Source organism: Lentzea aerocolonigenes, assembly GCF_000974445.1.
Lineage (GTDB): Bacteria > Actinomycetota > Actinomycetes > Mycobacteriales > Pseudonocardiaceae > Lentzea > Lentzea aerocolonigenes.
In genome coordinates, this window is the sequence record NZ_BBOJ01000031.1 from 25,272 (window position 1) to 39,847 (window position 14,576).

Annotated in this window: 13 protein-coding genes and 1 pseudogene; 9 read left to right on the forward strand and 5 right to left on the reverse strand. The window is 69.8% G+C overall.

Translation table 11 applies throughout. The features are described from left to right. Positions 1-4: 4 nt before the first annotated feature. From AOM45_RS43195 to AOM45_RS43205, 3 genes are read left to right on the forward strand one after another with little or no spacing between them, the layout of a single operon-like run. The gene (locus tag AOM45_RS43195; protein ID WP_030471926.1) at positions 5-1,174 is read left to right on the forward strand and encodes an acyl-CoA dehydrogenase family protein; all 1,170 of its coding nucleotides are present in this window, start codon (positions 5-7) and stop codon (positions 1,172-1,174) included. 15 nt (positions 1,175-1,189) lie between these two features. Further along, positions 1,190-1,936 (forward strand): MaoC/PaaZ C-terminal domain-containing protein, encoded by a 747-nt coding sequence (locus AOM45_RS43200; protein WP_051784433.1) that lies wholly within the window; start codon positions 1,190-1,192, stop codon positions 1,934-1,936. Further along, positions 1,933-2,493, forward strand: a complete 561-nt coding sequence (locus AOM45_RS43205) for a helix-turn-helix domain-containing protein (protein ID WP_030471924.1) — start codon at positions 1,933-1,935, stop codon at positions 2,491-2,493. The genes AOM45_RS43200 and AOM45_RS43205 overlap by 4 nt, the downstream gene beginning before the upstream one ends. Here the strand turns inward: AOM45_RS43205 and AOM45_RS43210 are convergent. Further along, positions 2,490-4,457 carry a helix-turn-helix transcriptional regulator gene (locus AOM45_RS43210; protein WP_081902594.1) on the reverse strand — a complete coding sequence of 656 codons (1,968 nt, stop codon included), beginning with the start codon at positions 4,455-4,457 and terminating at the stop codon, positions 2,490-2,492. The two genes, AOM45_RS43205 and AOM45_RS43210, sit on opposite strands and share 4 nt — an antisense overlap. A 177-nt stretch (positions 4,458-4,634) precedes the next feature. On the opposite strand from AOM45_RS43210, the gene AOM45_RS43215 reads away from it, so the two are divergent. Beyond that, the gene (locus tag AOM45_RS43215; protein ID WP_030471922.1) at positions 4,635-5,018 is read left to right on the forward strand and encodes an SsgA family sporulation/cell division regulator; all 384 of its coding nucleotides are present in this window, start codon (positions 4,635-4,637) and stop codon (positions 5,016-5,018) included. Here the strand turns inward: AOM45_RS43215 and AOM45_RS43220 are convergent. The 4 genes from AOM45_RS43220 to AOM45_RS43235 are packed head-to-tail and all read right to left on the reverse strand — an operon-like array spanning position 5,010 to position 10,263. Beyond that, positions 5,010-7,328, reverse strand: a complete 2,319-nt coding sequence (locus AOM45_RS43220) for an ATP-binding protein (protein ID WP_035912863.1) — start codon at positions 7,326-7,328, stop codon at positions 5,010-5,012. The two genes, AOM45_RS43215 and AOM45_RS43220, sit on opposite strands and share 9 nt — an antisense overlap. Positions 7,329-7,332: 4 nt before the next feature. Next, positions 7,333-7,869, reverse strand: coding sequence for a hypothetical protein (locus AOM45_RS43225; protein WP_156094249.1), 537 nt, complete (start codon positions 7,867-7,869; stop codon positions 7,333-7,335). Further along, positions 7,811-9,604: a helix-turn-helix domain-containing protein gene (locus tag AOM45_RS43230; RefSeq protein WP_051784432.1), complete on the reverse strand. Its 1,794-nt coding sequence runs from the start codon at positions 9,602-9,604 to the stop codon at positions 7,811-7,813. Before AOM45_RS43230 ends, AOM45_RS43225 begins: the two co-directional genes overlap by 59 nt. A gap of 11 nt (positions 9,605-9,615) precedes the next feature. After that, entirely contained in the window at positions 9,616-10,263 is a 648-nt protein-coding gene (locus AOM45_RS43235; RefSeq protein WP_030471918.1) for a GntR family transcriptional regulator, read from the reverse strand. A 103-nt stretch (positions 10,264-10,366) separates the two neighbouring features. Here AOM45_RS43235 and AOM45_RS43240 point away from each other — a divergent pair, with 103 nt between their 5' ends. From AOM45_RS43240 to AOM45_RS53310, 5 genes and pseudogenes are all read left to right on the forward strand, one after another. After that, positions 10,367-11,320, forward strand: coding sequence for an asparaginase (locus tag AOM45_RS43240; protein WP_030471917.1), 954 nt, complete (start codon positions 10,367-10,369; stop codon positions 11,318-11,320). Between the two features lie 171 nt (positions 11,321-11,491). Beyond that, positions 11,492-11,782 (forward strand): hypothetical protein, encoded by a 291-nt coding sequence (locus tag AOM45_RS43245; protein WP_030471916.1) that lies wholly within the window; start codon positions 11,492-11,494, stop codon positions 11,780-11,782. Positions 11,783-12,351: 569 nt separating this feature from the next. Beyond that, positions 12,352-12,774, forward strand: coding sequence for a peptide-methionine (R)-S-oxide reductase MsrB (gene msrB, locus AOM45_RS43250; protein ID WP_030471915.1), 423 nt, complete (start codon positions 12,352-12,354; stop codon positions 12,772-12,774). A 252-nt stretch (positions 12,775-13,026) separates the two neighbouring features. Continuing rightward, a complete protein-coding gene (locus AOM45_RS43255) occupies positions 13,027-13,917 on the forward strand; it encodes a TIGR04222 domain-containing membrane protein (RefSeq protein ID WP_156094248.1) in 891 nt (296 codons plus the stop codon). A gap of 90 nt (positions 13,918-14,007) precedes the next feature. Further along, positions 14,008-14,550 (forward strand): annotated as a pseudogene (locus AOM45_RS53310) (TIGR04222 domain-containing membrane protein); the annotation flags it as partial. Positions 14,551-14,576 lie beyond the last annotated feature (26 nt).

The following is a 14,576-nucleotide window of genomic DNA, read 5'->3' on the forward strand; positions in this document are numbered from 1 at the left end:
AGAAATGGACTTCACGCTCGACGAGGAGCAGAAGGAGATCCGCGACTGGGTGCGGACCTTCGTGCGCAAGGAGATCATCCCGCTGGAGCCGGAGGTGCTGCGCCGCGAACGCGCCGGCCAGCCGGGTCTGCCGAAGGACGAGCTCAAGGCGCTGCAGGACAAGGCCAAGCAGGCCGGATTCTTCGGTGTGCTGACGCCGCAGGAGTACGGCGGCATGGGGCTCGGCGCGATGATGACCGCGCTCATCGAGGCCGAGCTCGGCCGCAGCTTCGTGCCGTTCCGGTTCGGCGGGTACGCGGACAACATCCTGTTCCACGGCAACGAGGAGCAGAAGCAGCGTTACCTGATGCCGACGATCTCGGGTGAACGGGTGTCGTGCTTCGCGATCACCGAGCCCGGTGCCGGCAGTGACGCCAAGGCCATCCGCACGACCGCCGTGAGGGACGGCGACGAGTGGGTCATCAACGGCGAGAAGACGTTCATCACGCAGGGCAACGAGGCCGACTTCGTGATGGTGTTCGCCGTGACGGACAAGGAGAAGGGCGCCGACGGCGGCGTCACGTGCTTCCTCGTCGACCGCGACATGGGCTGGAAGTCCGAGCCCATCCCGACCATGGGCCAGTGGGGCCCGGCGGCGCTCGTGTTCGACAACGTCCGCGTGCCGCACGAGAACATCCTCGGCGAGGAGGGCAAGGGCTTCCACCTCGCGATGCAGTGGATCGGCCAGGGCCGTTACCTGCTGCCCGCCCGTGCGCTCGGGTCGGTCGAACGCCTCGTGGAGATGGCGATCGAGCAGGCCAAGAACCGCGTCACGTTCGGCCAGCCCATCGCCGAGTACCAGGCCATCCAGTGGATGATCGCCGACTCCGCGGTCGAGATCGAGGCGCTGCGCTGGCTCGTGCTGCACGCCGCGTGGCTCGTCGACCAGAAGCAGGACTCGCGGCAGGCGCAGTCGATCGCGAAGCTGTACGGCGGCATCAAGGCCAACGAGATCGTCGACCGCGTGCTGCAGATCCACGGCGGCATGGGCTACACCCGCGAGCTGCCGATCGAGCGCTGGTACCGCGAGCTGCGGCTGCTGCGCATCTACGAGGGCACCGACGAGATCCAGCGCCGCACGATCGCCCGCAACCTGCTCAAGGGCCACGCGAACATCCGCGGCACGCTCGGTTAGTTCTATCTTGGGCTGATGCTCAACCACGACATCCTCGGCGTCGTCGAACGACAGGTCCGCACCTGGTCGGCCGGCGACGCCGAGGTGTACGCGGCGGCGACCGGCGGTCACTCCCCCGCGTTCGCCATCCCGCTGCTGCAGCACGGCGGCCCCCAGCTCGGGCTGACCGGTGCCGACATGACCCAGGTCCTGCACGCCGAGCAGTCGCTGTGGGTGCACCGCAGACTCCCCGCGGACGGTGCCGCGGTCGTCACGAAGACCGTCACCGGCATCTACGACAAGGGTTCCGGCGCTCTCGTCGTCAGCACGTGGGAGTCGGAATACGCGAGCACGCGGTCGTCGTGCTTCATCAAGGGCGAGGGCGGGTTCGGCGGCGACCGCGGCGAGACCCGCGCGTTCGAGGTGCCCGACGAAGAACCGGACGTGAGCTTCTTCCAGACCTCGGCGAGCCAGGCGTTGCGTTACAGCGAGACCGGCGACGTGAACCCGATGCACTCCGACCCCGCGTTCGCCAGAAGGGCCGGGTTCGAACGACCGATCCTGCACGGCCTGTGCACGCTCGGCATCACCGTGCGCGGCAAGGACTTCACCGAGCTGCACGCCCGGTTCACCGCACCCGTGTTCCCCGGTGACGAGCTCCGGATCGAACATTGGCCGACCGGAGAGTTCCGCACCTTCGCGGGCGATCGGCAGGTGCTCGTCGGATCGGTTCGGTTTTCCGAAGTGGACGGCCGCCGAAAATTCGGACGATCGGGGGCATGAGCACTGCCCTGGCAACCTTGGACTCCGGACTCGAACCGGTGCGTGTTGCGGTGGAGTCCCGCGACCTGATCAGCGCCGCCGGCGTGACGCACCTGCTGAAGAACTCACCACGGGTGCGAGTGGTGCACGATCGCACGGACGCAAATGTGTTGCTTGCGCTCGTCAACGAGCTGTGTGCGCAACAGGCCGCACGGCTGCGAGCGAGCGGTTCGTCCAGGATCGTGGTCATCGCCGCACGGGTGCACGACCTCACACCTTCGATCGCTGCACAAGCAGGCCTTCCGCTTCCCTTGCGGCGTGCGGACGTCAACGCCGAACGTCTGGTCAAGCTGCTCGTCGGCGGGCACCACGTGCGGGAGAGGTCACCGGTGCTGAACGACCGTGATCTGCAGCTGCTGCGGTTGCTGGCCGACGGCGCGACGATCGCCGAAGTCGCCGCACGGCTGTTCTGCTCCGAACGCACCGTGAAGTACGCACTGCACCAGCTGCTGGAACGGTTCGGGCTGCGCAACCGCGTGCACGCCGTGGCGTGGGCACTGCGTTCGGGTCTGCTTTAGACGGTGCCGAAGACGGAGGAGAGCTGCACTCGCCTGCTGATCCCGACCTTGCGGTAGACGCGGGTCAAGTGCAGCTCGACCGCCCGTTGCGTGACGTTGAACCGCGTCGCGATCTCCCGGTTCGTCTCGCCGTCGAGCGCCAGCCGCACGACGCGCGACTCGTGCGGCGTCAGCTTCTGCCAGGCCGCGCACCGCAACGGCTGCTGCGATGGTTCCGCCAGCGCCGCCCGCGCGACACCGGCCAGCTCAGCGTCCCCCGCCTGTTCGGCATCGGCCAGTGCGGCTCGCGGTGCGCCGAGGGCGAGGTGCATGCGCGCGCGGTGGTGCAACAGCGGGGTGCATGCCCACGCCGGCGGCAACGTGCCCGTGTAGCCGAGCCGTACCAACACTTCCCGTGCATCAGCCAGCCGTCCTCTGTCCACACAGGACGCGACGAACGCGCCAGCGCCCAGTGCCACGCACCCTCGCGCGGGTGAGGCCTCGGCGAGGTCGCGCATGAGCCGGGAAACCTCGGTGTGGTCACCTTTCTCCCGGTGCGCCCACATCTCCAGCGCCGTCAGCCAGTCGTTCTCCGTTCCGGTGAGCCGGGTGCGCAGCCGTGGCGCGAGCTCCAGCACCGCGACGGATCCGGCCCGCACCAGACCGAGCCCGGCGAGGACGATCGACGGCATCAGCAGCGGCCCGCTCTCCGGGAGGTCGCGGAGCACCTGCTCCGGGTCCGCGGGAACGACCGGTGGACTCCCCAGAGCGCCCAGCACGTCCTCGTCGCACTGCCAGTCCAGCGCCACCGCGGCGAGCCAGTCCGCCGCGTCACCGTCCACGACGAGCGCCTGCCGTGCCAGCTCACCCGCTCGCGGTGCGATCCCGCAGCGCAGGTGCAGGTCCGCCATCGCCACCGCCACCTGCGCCGCAGCCTCCCTGCTCAACGGCTCGCGCAGGGCGGCGCGCAGGCACCTCACCGCCTGGTCCGGCCGACCGGCGGCCCGGTGCAGCCGCGCCGCGCTGTGCAGCACCGGAGCCACCCAGTACGCCCCGACGGGCTCAGCGCACGCCACGACCTGGTCGGCGACGGCAGCCGGTGGGTCGCAGCGCCGGTGCAGGACGTCCGCCGCCACGCGGTGCAGACGTTCCCTGACCTGCGGCGCCGTCTCGTGCCGGATCGCGTGGCTCAACGCCGGGGACTGGAGACGCATCGGCTCGGCCACGGCGAGGCGTGCGTCGTTAAGGCGTTCGAACGCGGCGAGGGTGCGGAACGACCCCATGCCGGCGACTTCGCACAACAGGTCCAACGACGCATGGCCCACCACGGCCAGTGCGCGCGCAACAGCCACCGCGTCGGCGTCGAGCAACTGCCAGTGGCGGCGCACGGCCCGCAGCAGGCGTGGCAGCCGGAGTCCGGGAAGCGTGGCGCGCACCGAGTTCACCGAGAGGTCCGTGACGACGTCCAGCACGTCGCTCACCACGCCCGGCGCACCGCCGCTGTGCTCCAGGAACAACGCGGTCAGCTCGGGCGAGGGTTCAACGTCGAACCGGCGCCGGATCATCTCGGCCACGGACTCGGCGTCGACGGGCCGCAATGGCACCCGAACCGCATCGGCGAAACCCGAAGAATCCGGGTCGAAGTCTCCTCCCACCACCACAGCGCCCCGAAATCGCGACAAACGCTCGCATTCTTCGGCGCAAAGTTGTTCGACGTCGTCCACCACGAGCAACACGTGACTGTCGACCCCGGACAACGCCCGAAGACCCCGCACGGGCCGCAACCCGCTGCGCACCGCGATCGACGACGCAACAGACAACAACGCGCTCTTGCCCATCCCCGTCGCGCCGTGCACGACGCACGACCGTGCACCACCACCGAGCGCGTCTGTCAAGACGGCGATTTCCCGCTCACGGCCTACGAGCAGGCCACCAGCCTGACGCACGACGGCGTCGACGAGACCTGGGCGAAGCGGGGCAACCATGCCAGCCAGCAAATCGCCAGTGGACCCAACTGGACCATGCAGAAGGACCGGCAGAACTTCCGCAGGTCTGCCCGTTCGCACAATTCAATTGGGAACGTCAACACGTGCCGTTGAACCGATTCGGCTTTCCTCGCGTGAGAACTGCTGAACACAGGCGAACACCTCAGGGAGTCCCCGATGCGGGTCGCGTCACGCACCGTCTTCGACTTCGTCCGGCAGAGCGGCGCCACCGCGCCAGTTGAGACGGAACTTCTCTACCAGGCGGACGACCCGTTCGCGGTGACGATGAACTTCCACGCCGGCGGCGCGGTGGCGACGTGGATCATGGGCAGGGACCTGCTGGCCGAGGGTTTGGTCGCGCCGGCGGGCGAAGGCGACGTGCGGTTGCGCCCGCACGCCGGCCGGGTGCTCGTGCTGGAGCTGATCTCGGACCGGCACGTGACGGTGTTCCGGGTGCCGGCGGGCACGTTGCGGAAGTTCCTCGACGCCACCTACCGGCTCGTGCCGCCCGGCACGGAACACTTCGACGCGGACGCGTTCCTGAGCACCGTCCTACGCTGACAGACCGATCCCGAGCGCGTCCGCGAGGTCGTGCTGCAGCTTGGTCATGCCGGGTGACTCGTAGCCCTCGCTCTCGGCCAGGGCACGCACCCGGTGGCGGATCGCGGCGTCGTGGTCGCCCATGCGGTCGCAGAGCCCGGCGAGCTCCATCAGCACGGCCACCTTGACCTCCGGATCGGACAGCGACTCCACGGCACCGGACAGCTGTTCCCGCGCCTCGGCGAGCCGTCCGGCGGCGGCCAGCGAGCGGCTGCGGGTGTGCCTGGCCATCGACCGCAGGTTCGCCGCACCCCGCCCGGTCAGCTCCTCGACCTCGGCCACCACGTCGAGCGCCTGCTCGTGCTCACCCGCGGCCACCAGTGCGTCCGCCAGGCGCAGCAGCAGCTGGGCGGCGTTCTCCAGGGCCACCCCGCGCTCGTCGCCGCGCAGCGCCCGTTCCTCCGCGACGCACGCCCGGTGCGTCGCGACCGCGTCGGCGAAGCGCCCCAGCCTCTCCAGCAGCACGCCGGTGTACGACATGGCGATCACCACGTTCATCGGCTGACCGGCCTCGCGGAACAGTTCCGCAGCGCGCTCGGCGTGCATTACACCTGCCGCGTGGTCACCGAGCCGGGTTTCGACGGCCGCCCGGTAGTAGTGCGCCCAGGCCGTCTCCGCGAGCGAGCCGCACTCCTGCGCGACCCGCAACGCCTCCTCATGCCACCGCACAGCCAGAGGGATGTTCGTGTGCCGTGCGGCGTAGACCCAGCACACGAAGTTGAGCTGCTGGGCCTGCTGCTCGGTCTCCCCCAGCGCGGCGGCCGCGGTGACGCCCGCCGTGTACACCTCCAGCCACAGTTCGCCGGACCCGCGGTGGTCGGAGTACCAGTGCATCGACCGCGCCAGCGCCAGCACCTGCTCGTGGGCTCCGTCGTCGACGGCCTCCCGGAACGCGCCGCGCCAGTTCGCGAGCTCCTCGGACAGCCAGCGGTCCGCGCTCGCCAGGTCCGTCGCACCCTCGCCGTCCGGGAGGAACGCCGACGCGCACCGCGTCGCGGTGGTCAGCAGCCAGTCACGCGTGCGCAGACGGTGCTTTTCGAGGTCCGGTTCCTCGCTGTGCAAACGCTCGCGCGCGTAGTCACGTATCAGGTCGTGGAACGAGTACCTGCCGGGAACGTCCGGTCGCAGCAGGCTCGCGTCGACGAGGTCCTCCAGCAACGACTCCGCGTCGCCGGGAGCCAGGTCGGCGGCGACCGCGGCGAGCTCGACGGACGTGTCCGGGCCGTGGACCAGCGCGAGCCTGCGGAACAGCAGCGCGGCGTCCGGCGCGAGCTGCCGGTAGGACAGTTCGAACGCCGTGCGGACCTGGACGTCGCCGGTCGCGAGCACGTCCAGACGTTCCCGTTCGTCGGAGAGTTGCTCGACGAGGTGCCGCAACGACGACGTGGTTCGGCCCGCGATGGCGAGCGCCAGCGGAACGCCGCCGCACAGCGTCGCGACCTCGTCCGCGGCGTGCAGGTCGGCCCGGATTCGCTCGGGTCCGGCGGTCGCGGCGAGCAGTGCGACGGCGCCGTCGTGACGCAGCGGGCCGAGGTCGAGGCGGGACCGGCAGGCCAGCCCCGCCAGGACGTTGCGGCTGGTCACCAGCACGAGCGAACCGGGGGCGGCGGCGAGCAGCGGCCGGACCTGGGCCTCGTTCCCGGCGTTGTCGAGCACGAGCAGCACGGTCCGTTCCCGCAGCATCGACCGGTACAGGCGGACGCGGTCGTCCGGGTCGGACGGCATCCGCGCGTCCGGTACGCCGAACGCCCGCAGCAGCCGTGCGATCGCCCGTTCCGCCGAGAGCGGGGCCGGGTCCATGCCGCGCAGGTCGAGGTGGAGTGCGCCATCCGTGAACCGGTCGGCGAACCGGTGTGCAGCGTCCACCGCGAGAGAGGTCTTGCCCACGCCCGGAGGTCCGTGCACGACGACAACGTCCAGCACGGGCGATGCCGACGCTCGGTCGATGAACGCGGCGAGCTGCTGCTGCTCCGGTTCACGGCCGATGAGGGTGTTACGGGCCGGAAGCGCGGAGTCGGTGCGTTCCGGACGTGGCTGAGCCTTGCCGGAGGACCGGGCGAGCGCCACGAACTGGTCGGCCTCGGTGCCGCGCAGGCCGAGTCCGGCCACGAGCAGGTCGACGGTCTGCGCCTGGGGAGTCTGCACCCGGCCGCGTTCGAGGTCGCTCAGCGTCCGCACGCCCAGGCCGGTGCGGGCGGCGAGGTCCTCCTGCGTGAGCGCCGCGCGCCGCCGGTAGAAGCGCAGGAACTCGCTGAAGGCCTTCGCCCGCATCGCCTCACCCTTTGGCCAAACCCTCGATCTTCGACAAGCACAGCCGCACTTCAGCGGCTATCTCGCGCGTCGCATCGGTGTCCCACCGCTCGCACGTCGCGAGCGAGTCTCGCAGATGACGCCGGCACGCGCTGTGGTCGCCACGTGACTCGGCGTTGTCGGCGAACGCCCGCAGCGTCTCGATCTCCCCGATCCGGTCGCCGGTCGCGCGGAACCCGTCCAGCGCCTGGGCAAGGTCCTCGTCGGACTGGTCGATCCGGCCCGCGACCCGGTGAGCTTCTGCTCGATGAAACCGCGTGCGCGCAAGCCACGACGTCATCTGTGCGCGCTTGTAGACGCACTCCGCCTCCGTTAGTGCGGAGACGGCGTCGTCTGGCCGGTGGACGTCTATCAGCGCGAGGCCGAGCCATCCGAGCGTGCGGCCGAGAGCGGAAAGTTCGTAGATGGTGTGCGCATAGGCGCGCTGCTCTCTCGCGACTTCCTCATGTGCCGCCACAGCGGCGTTGGGACGACCCATTCGCCGCCACAGCACACCGAGCACGGACCGCGCGTAGTGCACGTCTTCGGGTTCGTGCATCGACTCGATGGCCTTGAGGCACGCTTTCAGCCTGTTCGTCCTCTCCGAGCCCGCTGTGCGCGGCCGACGCGATCAACCACACCCAGCCGAGGTGCCCGGTCTCCCCCGACGACTCGGCGAGCCGTGCCGCGCGGGTCAGCACCTCCAGCGCCGGACCCGACCGGTCGGCCACGTCGAACAGCACCCAGCCGAGCTGGGTGAGCAGCACGATCTCCTGCCACGGCTCGCGCGCCGACGGGAGCGCGGCGCGGTAGACCCGTTCCCAGACGAGACCCGGTTCGATGGCCGCGTAGTGCGAGAGTGCGATCACGGCGCGGACGACGTCGTCGTGCATGCCTTTGGCCTGTGCCTGCTCGACGATCCGGGGGATCAGGTCGCGGTGTTCGTCCAGCCAGCGCCTCGCCGCCGGGACGTCCGGCAACGCCCTGTCCCGTGGCTGCACGCGCCGTGCGTCACCCGTCTGTCCGAAGAGGACTCCTGCGGCGACTGCGGACTCCAGCAGCCAGGCGAGCATCTTGCGGTGCGCGTCGTCGTCGGTGACGTCGATCAGGCCGTTGGCGAACGTCTTGACCAACGCGTGCATCGAGTACCCGTCGTCGTCTGCGTCGAGCAGGCTGACGTCGGCGAGCTCCTCCAGCGCCTGTTCCGCCTCCGTCACGCCGATTCCGGCCAGCTCAGCCGCCAGTTCGGGGGTGACGCGGGTGCCGACGAGCAGACCGAGCCGCCGGAACACGAGCCGCGCGGTGTCCGGCAGGTGCGCGAGCGACACCTCGAACGCGCCCCGCACGTCGAGGTCGCCTGCCGTGAGCGCGGCCAGGCGGCGTTCCCGGATCTGCTCCACCAGGTGCCGCAACGGCCAGCGCGGCCTGCTGGCGAGCCGGTTGCCCGCGATCCGCAGCGCCAGCGGCGACGTCCCGCACAACGCGACGAGCTCCCGCGCGGTCTCGTGGTCGGTGTCGACGCGGGCGGGCCCGATGATCGACCCGAGCAGCTCGACGGCGGCGTCCTCGGTGAGCCCGCCGAGCCGGATCCACGTGGCGTCCTCGAGGCCGGCCAGCCGTCGTCGTGACGTCACGATCGTGAGGCAGCCCGGCTCGGCACGGAGCGTGCGGGCTTCCTCCTCCGTGTGCACACCATCGAGCACCAGCAGCAGACGCTTCCCCGCGAGCAACGACCGGTAGAGCCGCGTCTGCCCGTTGACGTCCTCCGGCACGTGCTCGGCGGGAATGCCGAGGTCCCGGAGCAACCGTTCGAGCGGCGGTGTGGAGCCGTCCAGCTCGACGAGCAGCTGACCGTCCGGAAAGCATCCTTCGAGCAGGTGAGCCGCCCTCACGGCGAGGCTGGTCTTGCCGGTTCCCGCCGCGCCGTGGACGACCACGAGCCCGCCGTGCAACGCCCCGATCGTGGCGAGCTCGGAGTCCCTGCCGACGAGGTCCGCCACGTACATCGGCAACGACCAGACGGGGTTCGTCACCGCGGCCCGGCCCGCCCTAGCGAGCCTGCGCAGTTCGGCGCGGCCGGGTTCGTCGAGGCCGAGCGCGTCGAGGAGTGCTTCGGTCGTGCGGCGCTGCGGGGAGCGGGCCCTGCCGCGTTCCATGTCGCTGATGGCGCGGACGCTGACACCGGAGCGGGCACTGAGCTCCTCCTGGCTGAGCCCGGCGTTCTTGCGGTGCCGCAGGAGCCGGTCGCCGAACGTCATGTCTTGCGACGTTAGTGGTTCAGGCTCGTGAGCATCTGCGCACACACGCGAGAGAGGTGACGGCGCATCACCGTCGACGCCCTGGCCGCGTCGCCGTCCTCGATCGCCCTGACGAGCTCGTCGTGGTCGTCCATCGACGCGTGCTGGTGCGGCGGGTCGTCCTCGAGCGCACTGCGGAGAAGAACGACTCGCTGCTGCACGAGCCGCACCTGCTCGGCGATGTACGGGCTGCGGGCGGCGTCGAGCAGCGTCTGGTGGAACGCGAGGTCCAGCCGGTACGGGAACGGCTGCCCGGCGTGGTAGTTGCTCCGGCTCGCCGCGCACACCTCGTGCAACCGCACCAGGTCGACGTCGGTCCGCCGCGACGCCGCCAGTTCCGCGGCCGCGCACTCGAGGGCGGTCCGCAGTTCGAAGAGCGCCCGGACGTCGTCGGGGCTGGCGTCGGGCACGAACGCGCCGCGGTGCGGCACCAGCGTGAGCAGACCTTCCGAGGCCAGGTGCCGGATCGCCTCGCGCAACGGCCCGCGGCTGATGCCGAGCTTCTGCGCCACCTCGACCTCGTTGACCCGTGAGCCAGGCGGGATCTCCCCGGTCAGCACCTGCTCACGCAGGACGTCCACGGCCTGTCCGGCCAGACTGAGGTGCAGGGGAGGTGTCACCTTCGTCTCCTGATCTGGACGGCACCGGCCGTCTCCTGGTTACATTATCGATGTTGTCAACTGTCGACAGTTGGCAGTTCGTCGAGGTGCGGGAAGGGGCGACATGGGACACGAGGTAGTGGCAGAGGTCTGGCGGGGCGACTTCCTGGAGTCGGTGCACCACGGCACCGTCGTGGCCACCAACCCGTCCGGAGATCCGGTGCTTTCCGTCGGCCGACCCGGCGACGTGGCGTTCCCGCGCTCGTCGAACAAGCCGCTCCAGGCCCTCGCGATGCTCCGCATTGGCCTCGACCTCGACGGCGAACTGCTCGCCCTCGCGTGCGCCTCTCACTCCGGCGAGGACTTCCACGTCTCCGGCGCCCTCCGAATCCTGGCTTCTGCCGGCCTGGGCGAGGACGCGCTGCAGTGCACCCCGGACCTGCCCCTCGGCGACGACGCCCGCGCCCAGCACCTGGTCCGAGGCCTGACCGCCGCGCCGAAGTACATGAACTGCTCGGGCAAGCACGCCGCCATGCTCGCCACCTGTGTGGCCAACGGCTGGCCGACCACCGACTACCTGGACCCGACGCACCCGTTGCAGGTCGCGACGCGCAAGACCATCGAGGACGTGGCCGGCGAGCCCGTGGCCCAGGTGGGCGTGGACGGCTGCGGCGCCCCGATCTTCGCCATCAGCCTGACGGGCCTGGCCAGGGCGTTCGGCCGCCTGGCCGCCGCCGAGGAAGGCACGCTGGAACACCGCGTCGCCACGGCGATGAACACCTATCCGCAGTGGGTGGGCGGCACCGGCCGTGACGTGACCGTGCTGATGGACGCCCTGCCCGGCGTCATCGCCAAGGACGGCGCGGAGGGCGTCTACGCCGTCGGCCTGCCCACCGGCGAAGGCGTGGCGCTGAAGATCGCCGACGGCTCCTCACGCGCCCGCGCGGTCGTGATCGTCGCGGTGCTCAAGCGGCTCAGGGTGGACGTGAGCGCGATCGACGGCCTCGCCACCGTGCCGGTCCTGGGCCACGGCCGTGCAGTCGGCGCCGTCAAGCCGTCACTCGCCCTGGCCTGTTGATTCAAGTCCAGTTGATCCCGGTTGCGTGACCAGGTGTTGACGGGTCCACTCCAGCGTGGATCCGTCAACATGTTGATTGCCATCAACACGCGAATCAACGTGTCAACCATCGCGTCAACACGGACGCGCGGCGCGGCGTTGATCCCCGCCCCTGGCACTACCCTGGGGGTTATGGGCGATTCGAAGGACGAGCGCGAGAAGTTCCAGGAGGAGCTGATCGGCCTCGACCCCCACGACCCCGAGACGAAGGCCTTCGCCGAGCACCTCGACCGGATGAAGCGAGAGCGCCCCGGCTACACCGTCGAGGGATACCTGGAGGGCGTGCAGGACTTCGCGGACTCGGCGAACCGCACGACCGGGCAACAGCGGCTGGTCGCCGTCGTCGTCGTGGGCCTCATCCTGCTCGGCGTGATCCTCACGATCTGGTTCGCGCTGGGCGACATCATCGCCATCATCTTCTGAGCCGCGCCTTCGGGCCGAGACTTCTCAGCGGTTCCTCCCAGGCCACGTCTCCCGGGCCGCGTCTCCCGACTCCCGCATTCCGGTCCACGCCTCGCGGTCCGTGCCTTCCAGCCCACGCATTCCAGCCCGCGTCTCCCGGCCAGCGCCTTCCGGTCCACGCCTTCGCAGCCCGACTCCTGGTCCGCACCTTCTGATCCGCGCAGCCCGGCCGAAGCCTCCCGGTCGGAGCCTCCCGGTCCATCCCTCAGCCCAAGACTCCCAGCCCAAGACTCCGAGGCCGCGCCTTCGAGTCCACGCCAGCCCGCGTCTCCCGGCCAGCGCCTTCCGGTCCACGACTCCCGGCCTGGGCTCTCCGGTTCGCAGCTCCCAGCCGAAGCCTCCCAGCCCACGGCTCCCAGACTTAGCCCTCCGGTCCGTGCCCCCGGTCCGAGCTTCCCAGCCCACAACCCCCGGCCAAGCCCCGACCCCATCCCCACCCCGAACGACAACTCCTTAACGGGGTCTTACGACCGCCCACTCCCCCACACCCGCCGGGAAGCCCTGCGCCGCACCCCGCGTTATAAAGGGACATGGAACCTGTTGTCGGCGCCACCCCCAAAGTCGTGCGTTCCGAAGAGGAATGGCGCGCCCAGCTGAACCCCGCCGAGTACGCGGTGCTGCGCCAGGCCGGCACCGAGCGTCCCTGGACAGGCGAGTACACCGAGACCAAGACCGAAGGCGTCTACGAGTGCCGTGCGTGTGGGGCCGAACTGTTCCGCAGTGACACCAAGTTCGACTCGCACTGCGGCTGGCCCTCGTTCTTCTCACCCCTGGCCGGGGACTCGGTCATCCTGCGCGAGGACCGCGCGCTCGGCATGACCCGCGTCGAAGTGCTCTGCGCCACATGCCACAGCCACCTGGGACACGTTTTCGAAGGTGAGGGGTATCCCACCCCGACGGACCAGCGGTACTGCATCAACTCCGTCTCCTTGAAACTCGTTCCGTCCGAATAGGAGACTGAGCCCGAGTCCGGTCGCACTGGACCGGACCGACCTGGGAGGCGCAATGATCTTCTTCGGTACCGACGGCGAAGGCTCCAGCGGAGTCGATGGCGGTTCGTCCAGCTAGACAGCAGCTGGAACCGCGAATCAGTGACAGAAGACGGACAACCCTAAGGCTTCGTCAACAAGCCTTGTGGGCATGTGGCCCGGACCACACCATGGACGCCACCGAAGCACTTTCGGGGCAGTCAGGGGGTGGGTCGCATGCAGAGGCCTTGGGGATTGTCCGGACCGGAGTTCCTTCAGCTGTACTGGATCGGGCTGGCACTGGCGGTGCTGGTCGTGGTCATCGTTCGGGTGCGCGTGCGGGCGGGTCACAGCAACCAGCCCGTGCGTTCGCTCGACATGGACGAGCTCGCATACCTCGCGGGTGGTCCGCGGCGCGTGGTCGAGACGTCCATCGCGCGGTTGCTCACGTCGGGTGAGCTTCGCACTTCACGGCGTGGCACCGTTCAGGTCACGTCCAACGCGCAGTCGCTGAACCAGGTGGACCGCGCCGTCATCACCGACAGCCAGCGCTACACCAACCGCACGGTCAACCTGATGATCCCCGCCGTCGCCAAGGACGGCGTCGTCACGGCGATCGGTCAGCGGCTCGAGGACATGGGCCTGGTCGTCAACCCGGACGTCGCGAAAAGCGCGCTGCGCAAGGGATCCCTCGTGTTGTGGGTGCTGCTCGCGGTCGGGGTCGTCCGCTGGGTCAACGGGGTCGCGATCAGCGCGCCCGTCGGCTGGCTGACGTTGCAGCTCGTGGTCACGGGCGTGCTCATCTGGCTCCTCACGCGGCGTGGCAAGCACCTGCGCACGTCCAAGGGCAACCGCGTTCTCGACGAGGCCCGCACCACGAGCACCAGCAGGCTGGCCACTTCCGACGACGCCCTGTACGCGGGCGCGGCCGGCGTGGTGCTGTTCGGTGGCCTCGTGACGTATCCGGATCTGGCGGTGCGCAGCTCGTTGCTCGCCTCGTCCTCCTCCGCGTCGTCGTCGAGCTACACCGGCTACAGCGGGTGCTCGTCCGGCTCTTCCTCGTGTTCGAGCGGAAGCAGCTGCGGTGGGGGCGGCGGCTGCGGTGGAGGGTGCGGCGGCGGCAGCTGACCCGTTGTTCGGTCTGAATCAGGTAACACCAGGAACCCAGGGGTAGATCTCACGTCGAAGATGCACTGGCACCAGTGAACGGGAGTGCTGATGGCCAAGTCTTCGACACCGCACCAGACGATCTGGTCCGCGGAGGAGATCGGGTTCCTGACAGGGGGACCGGGCAGGGCGGCGGAGGCCGTGCTCGCCCGGCTGATGGACGGCGGTCTCGTGCGTGTCTCACGCGAGGGGGTCGTGACCGCCGTCCACCAGAACGGCTACGGCGCGACGACAGCGCTGGAGGCGTACGTCCTCGCCGGGTTGCACGGCACCTCTCGCCCGATCCACCAGGTCGTGCAGGTGGCAATGCACAGCAACGAGATGGCCGCCCTGCACCACAGCCTGATCGCCCGCTCGGTCGCACGCAGGACGGGGAACAAGCACACCGGGTTGCGGGTCCTGCTGTTCCTGCTGGCCGTCGCCTCCGTCCCGGCGGCGATCCTTTTCGACGCGTGGTTGTTGGTGCTCACGGCGGTCCTGCTGTTCCTCGCCATCGTGGTCCTGCGGAACAAGGGCAGGGTCACCAAGCACGGCAAGCTCGTGTTGCTCCACGCGTACCGCAACCCTCGCAGCGGTGCGGACCAGGTGGCGCTTTTCGGCCTGCGCAGGGGAAAGCAGCG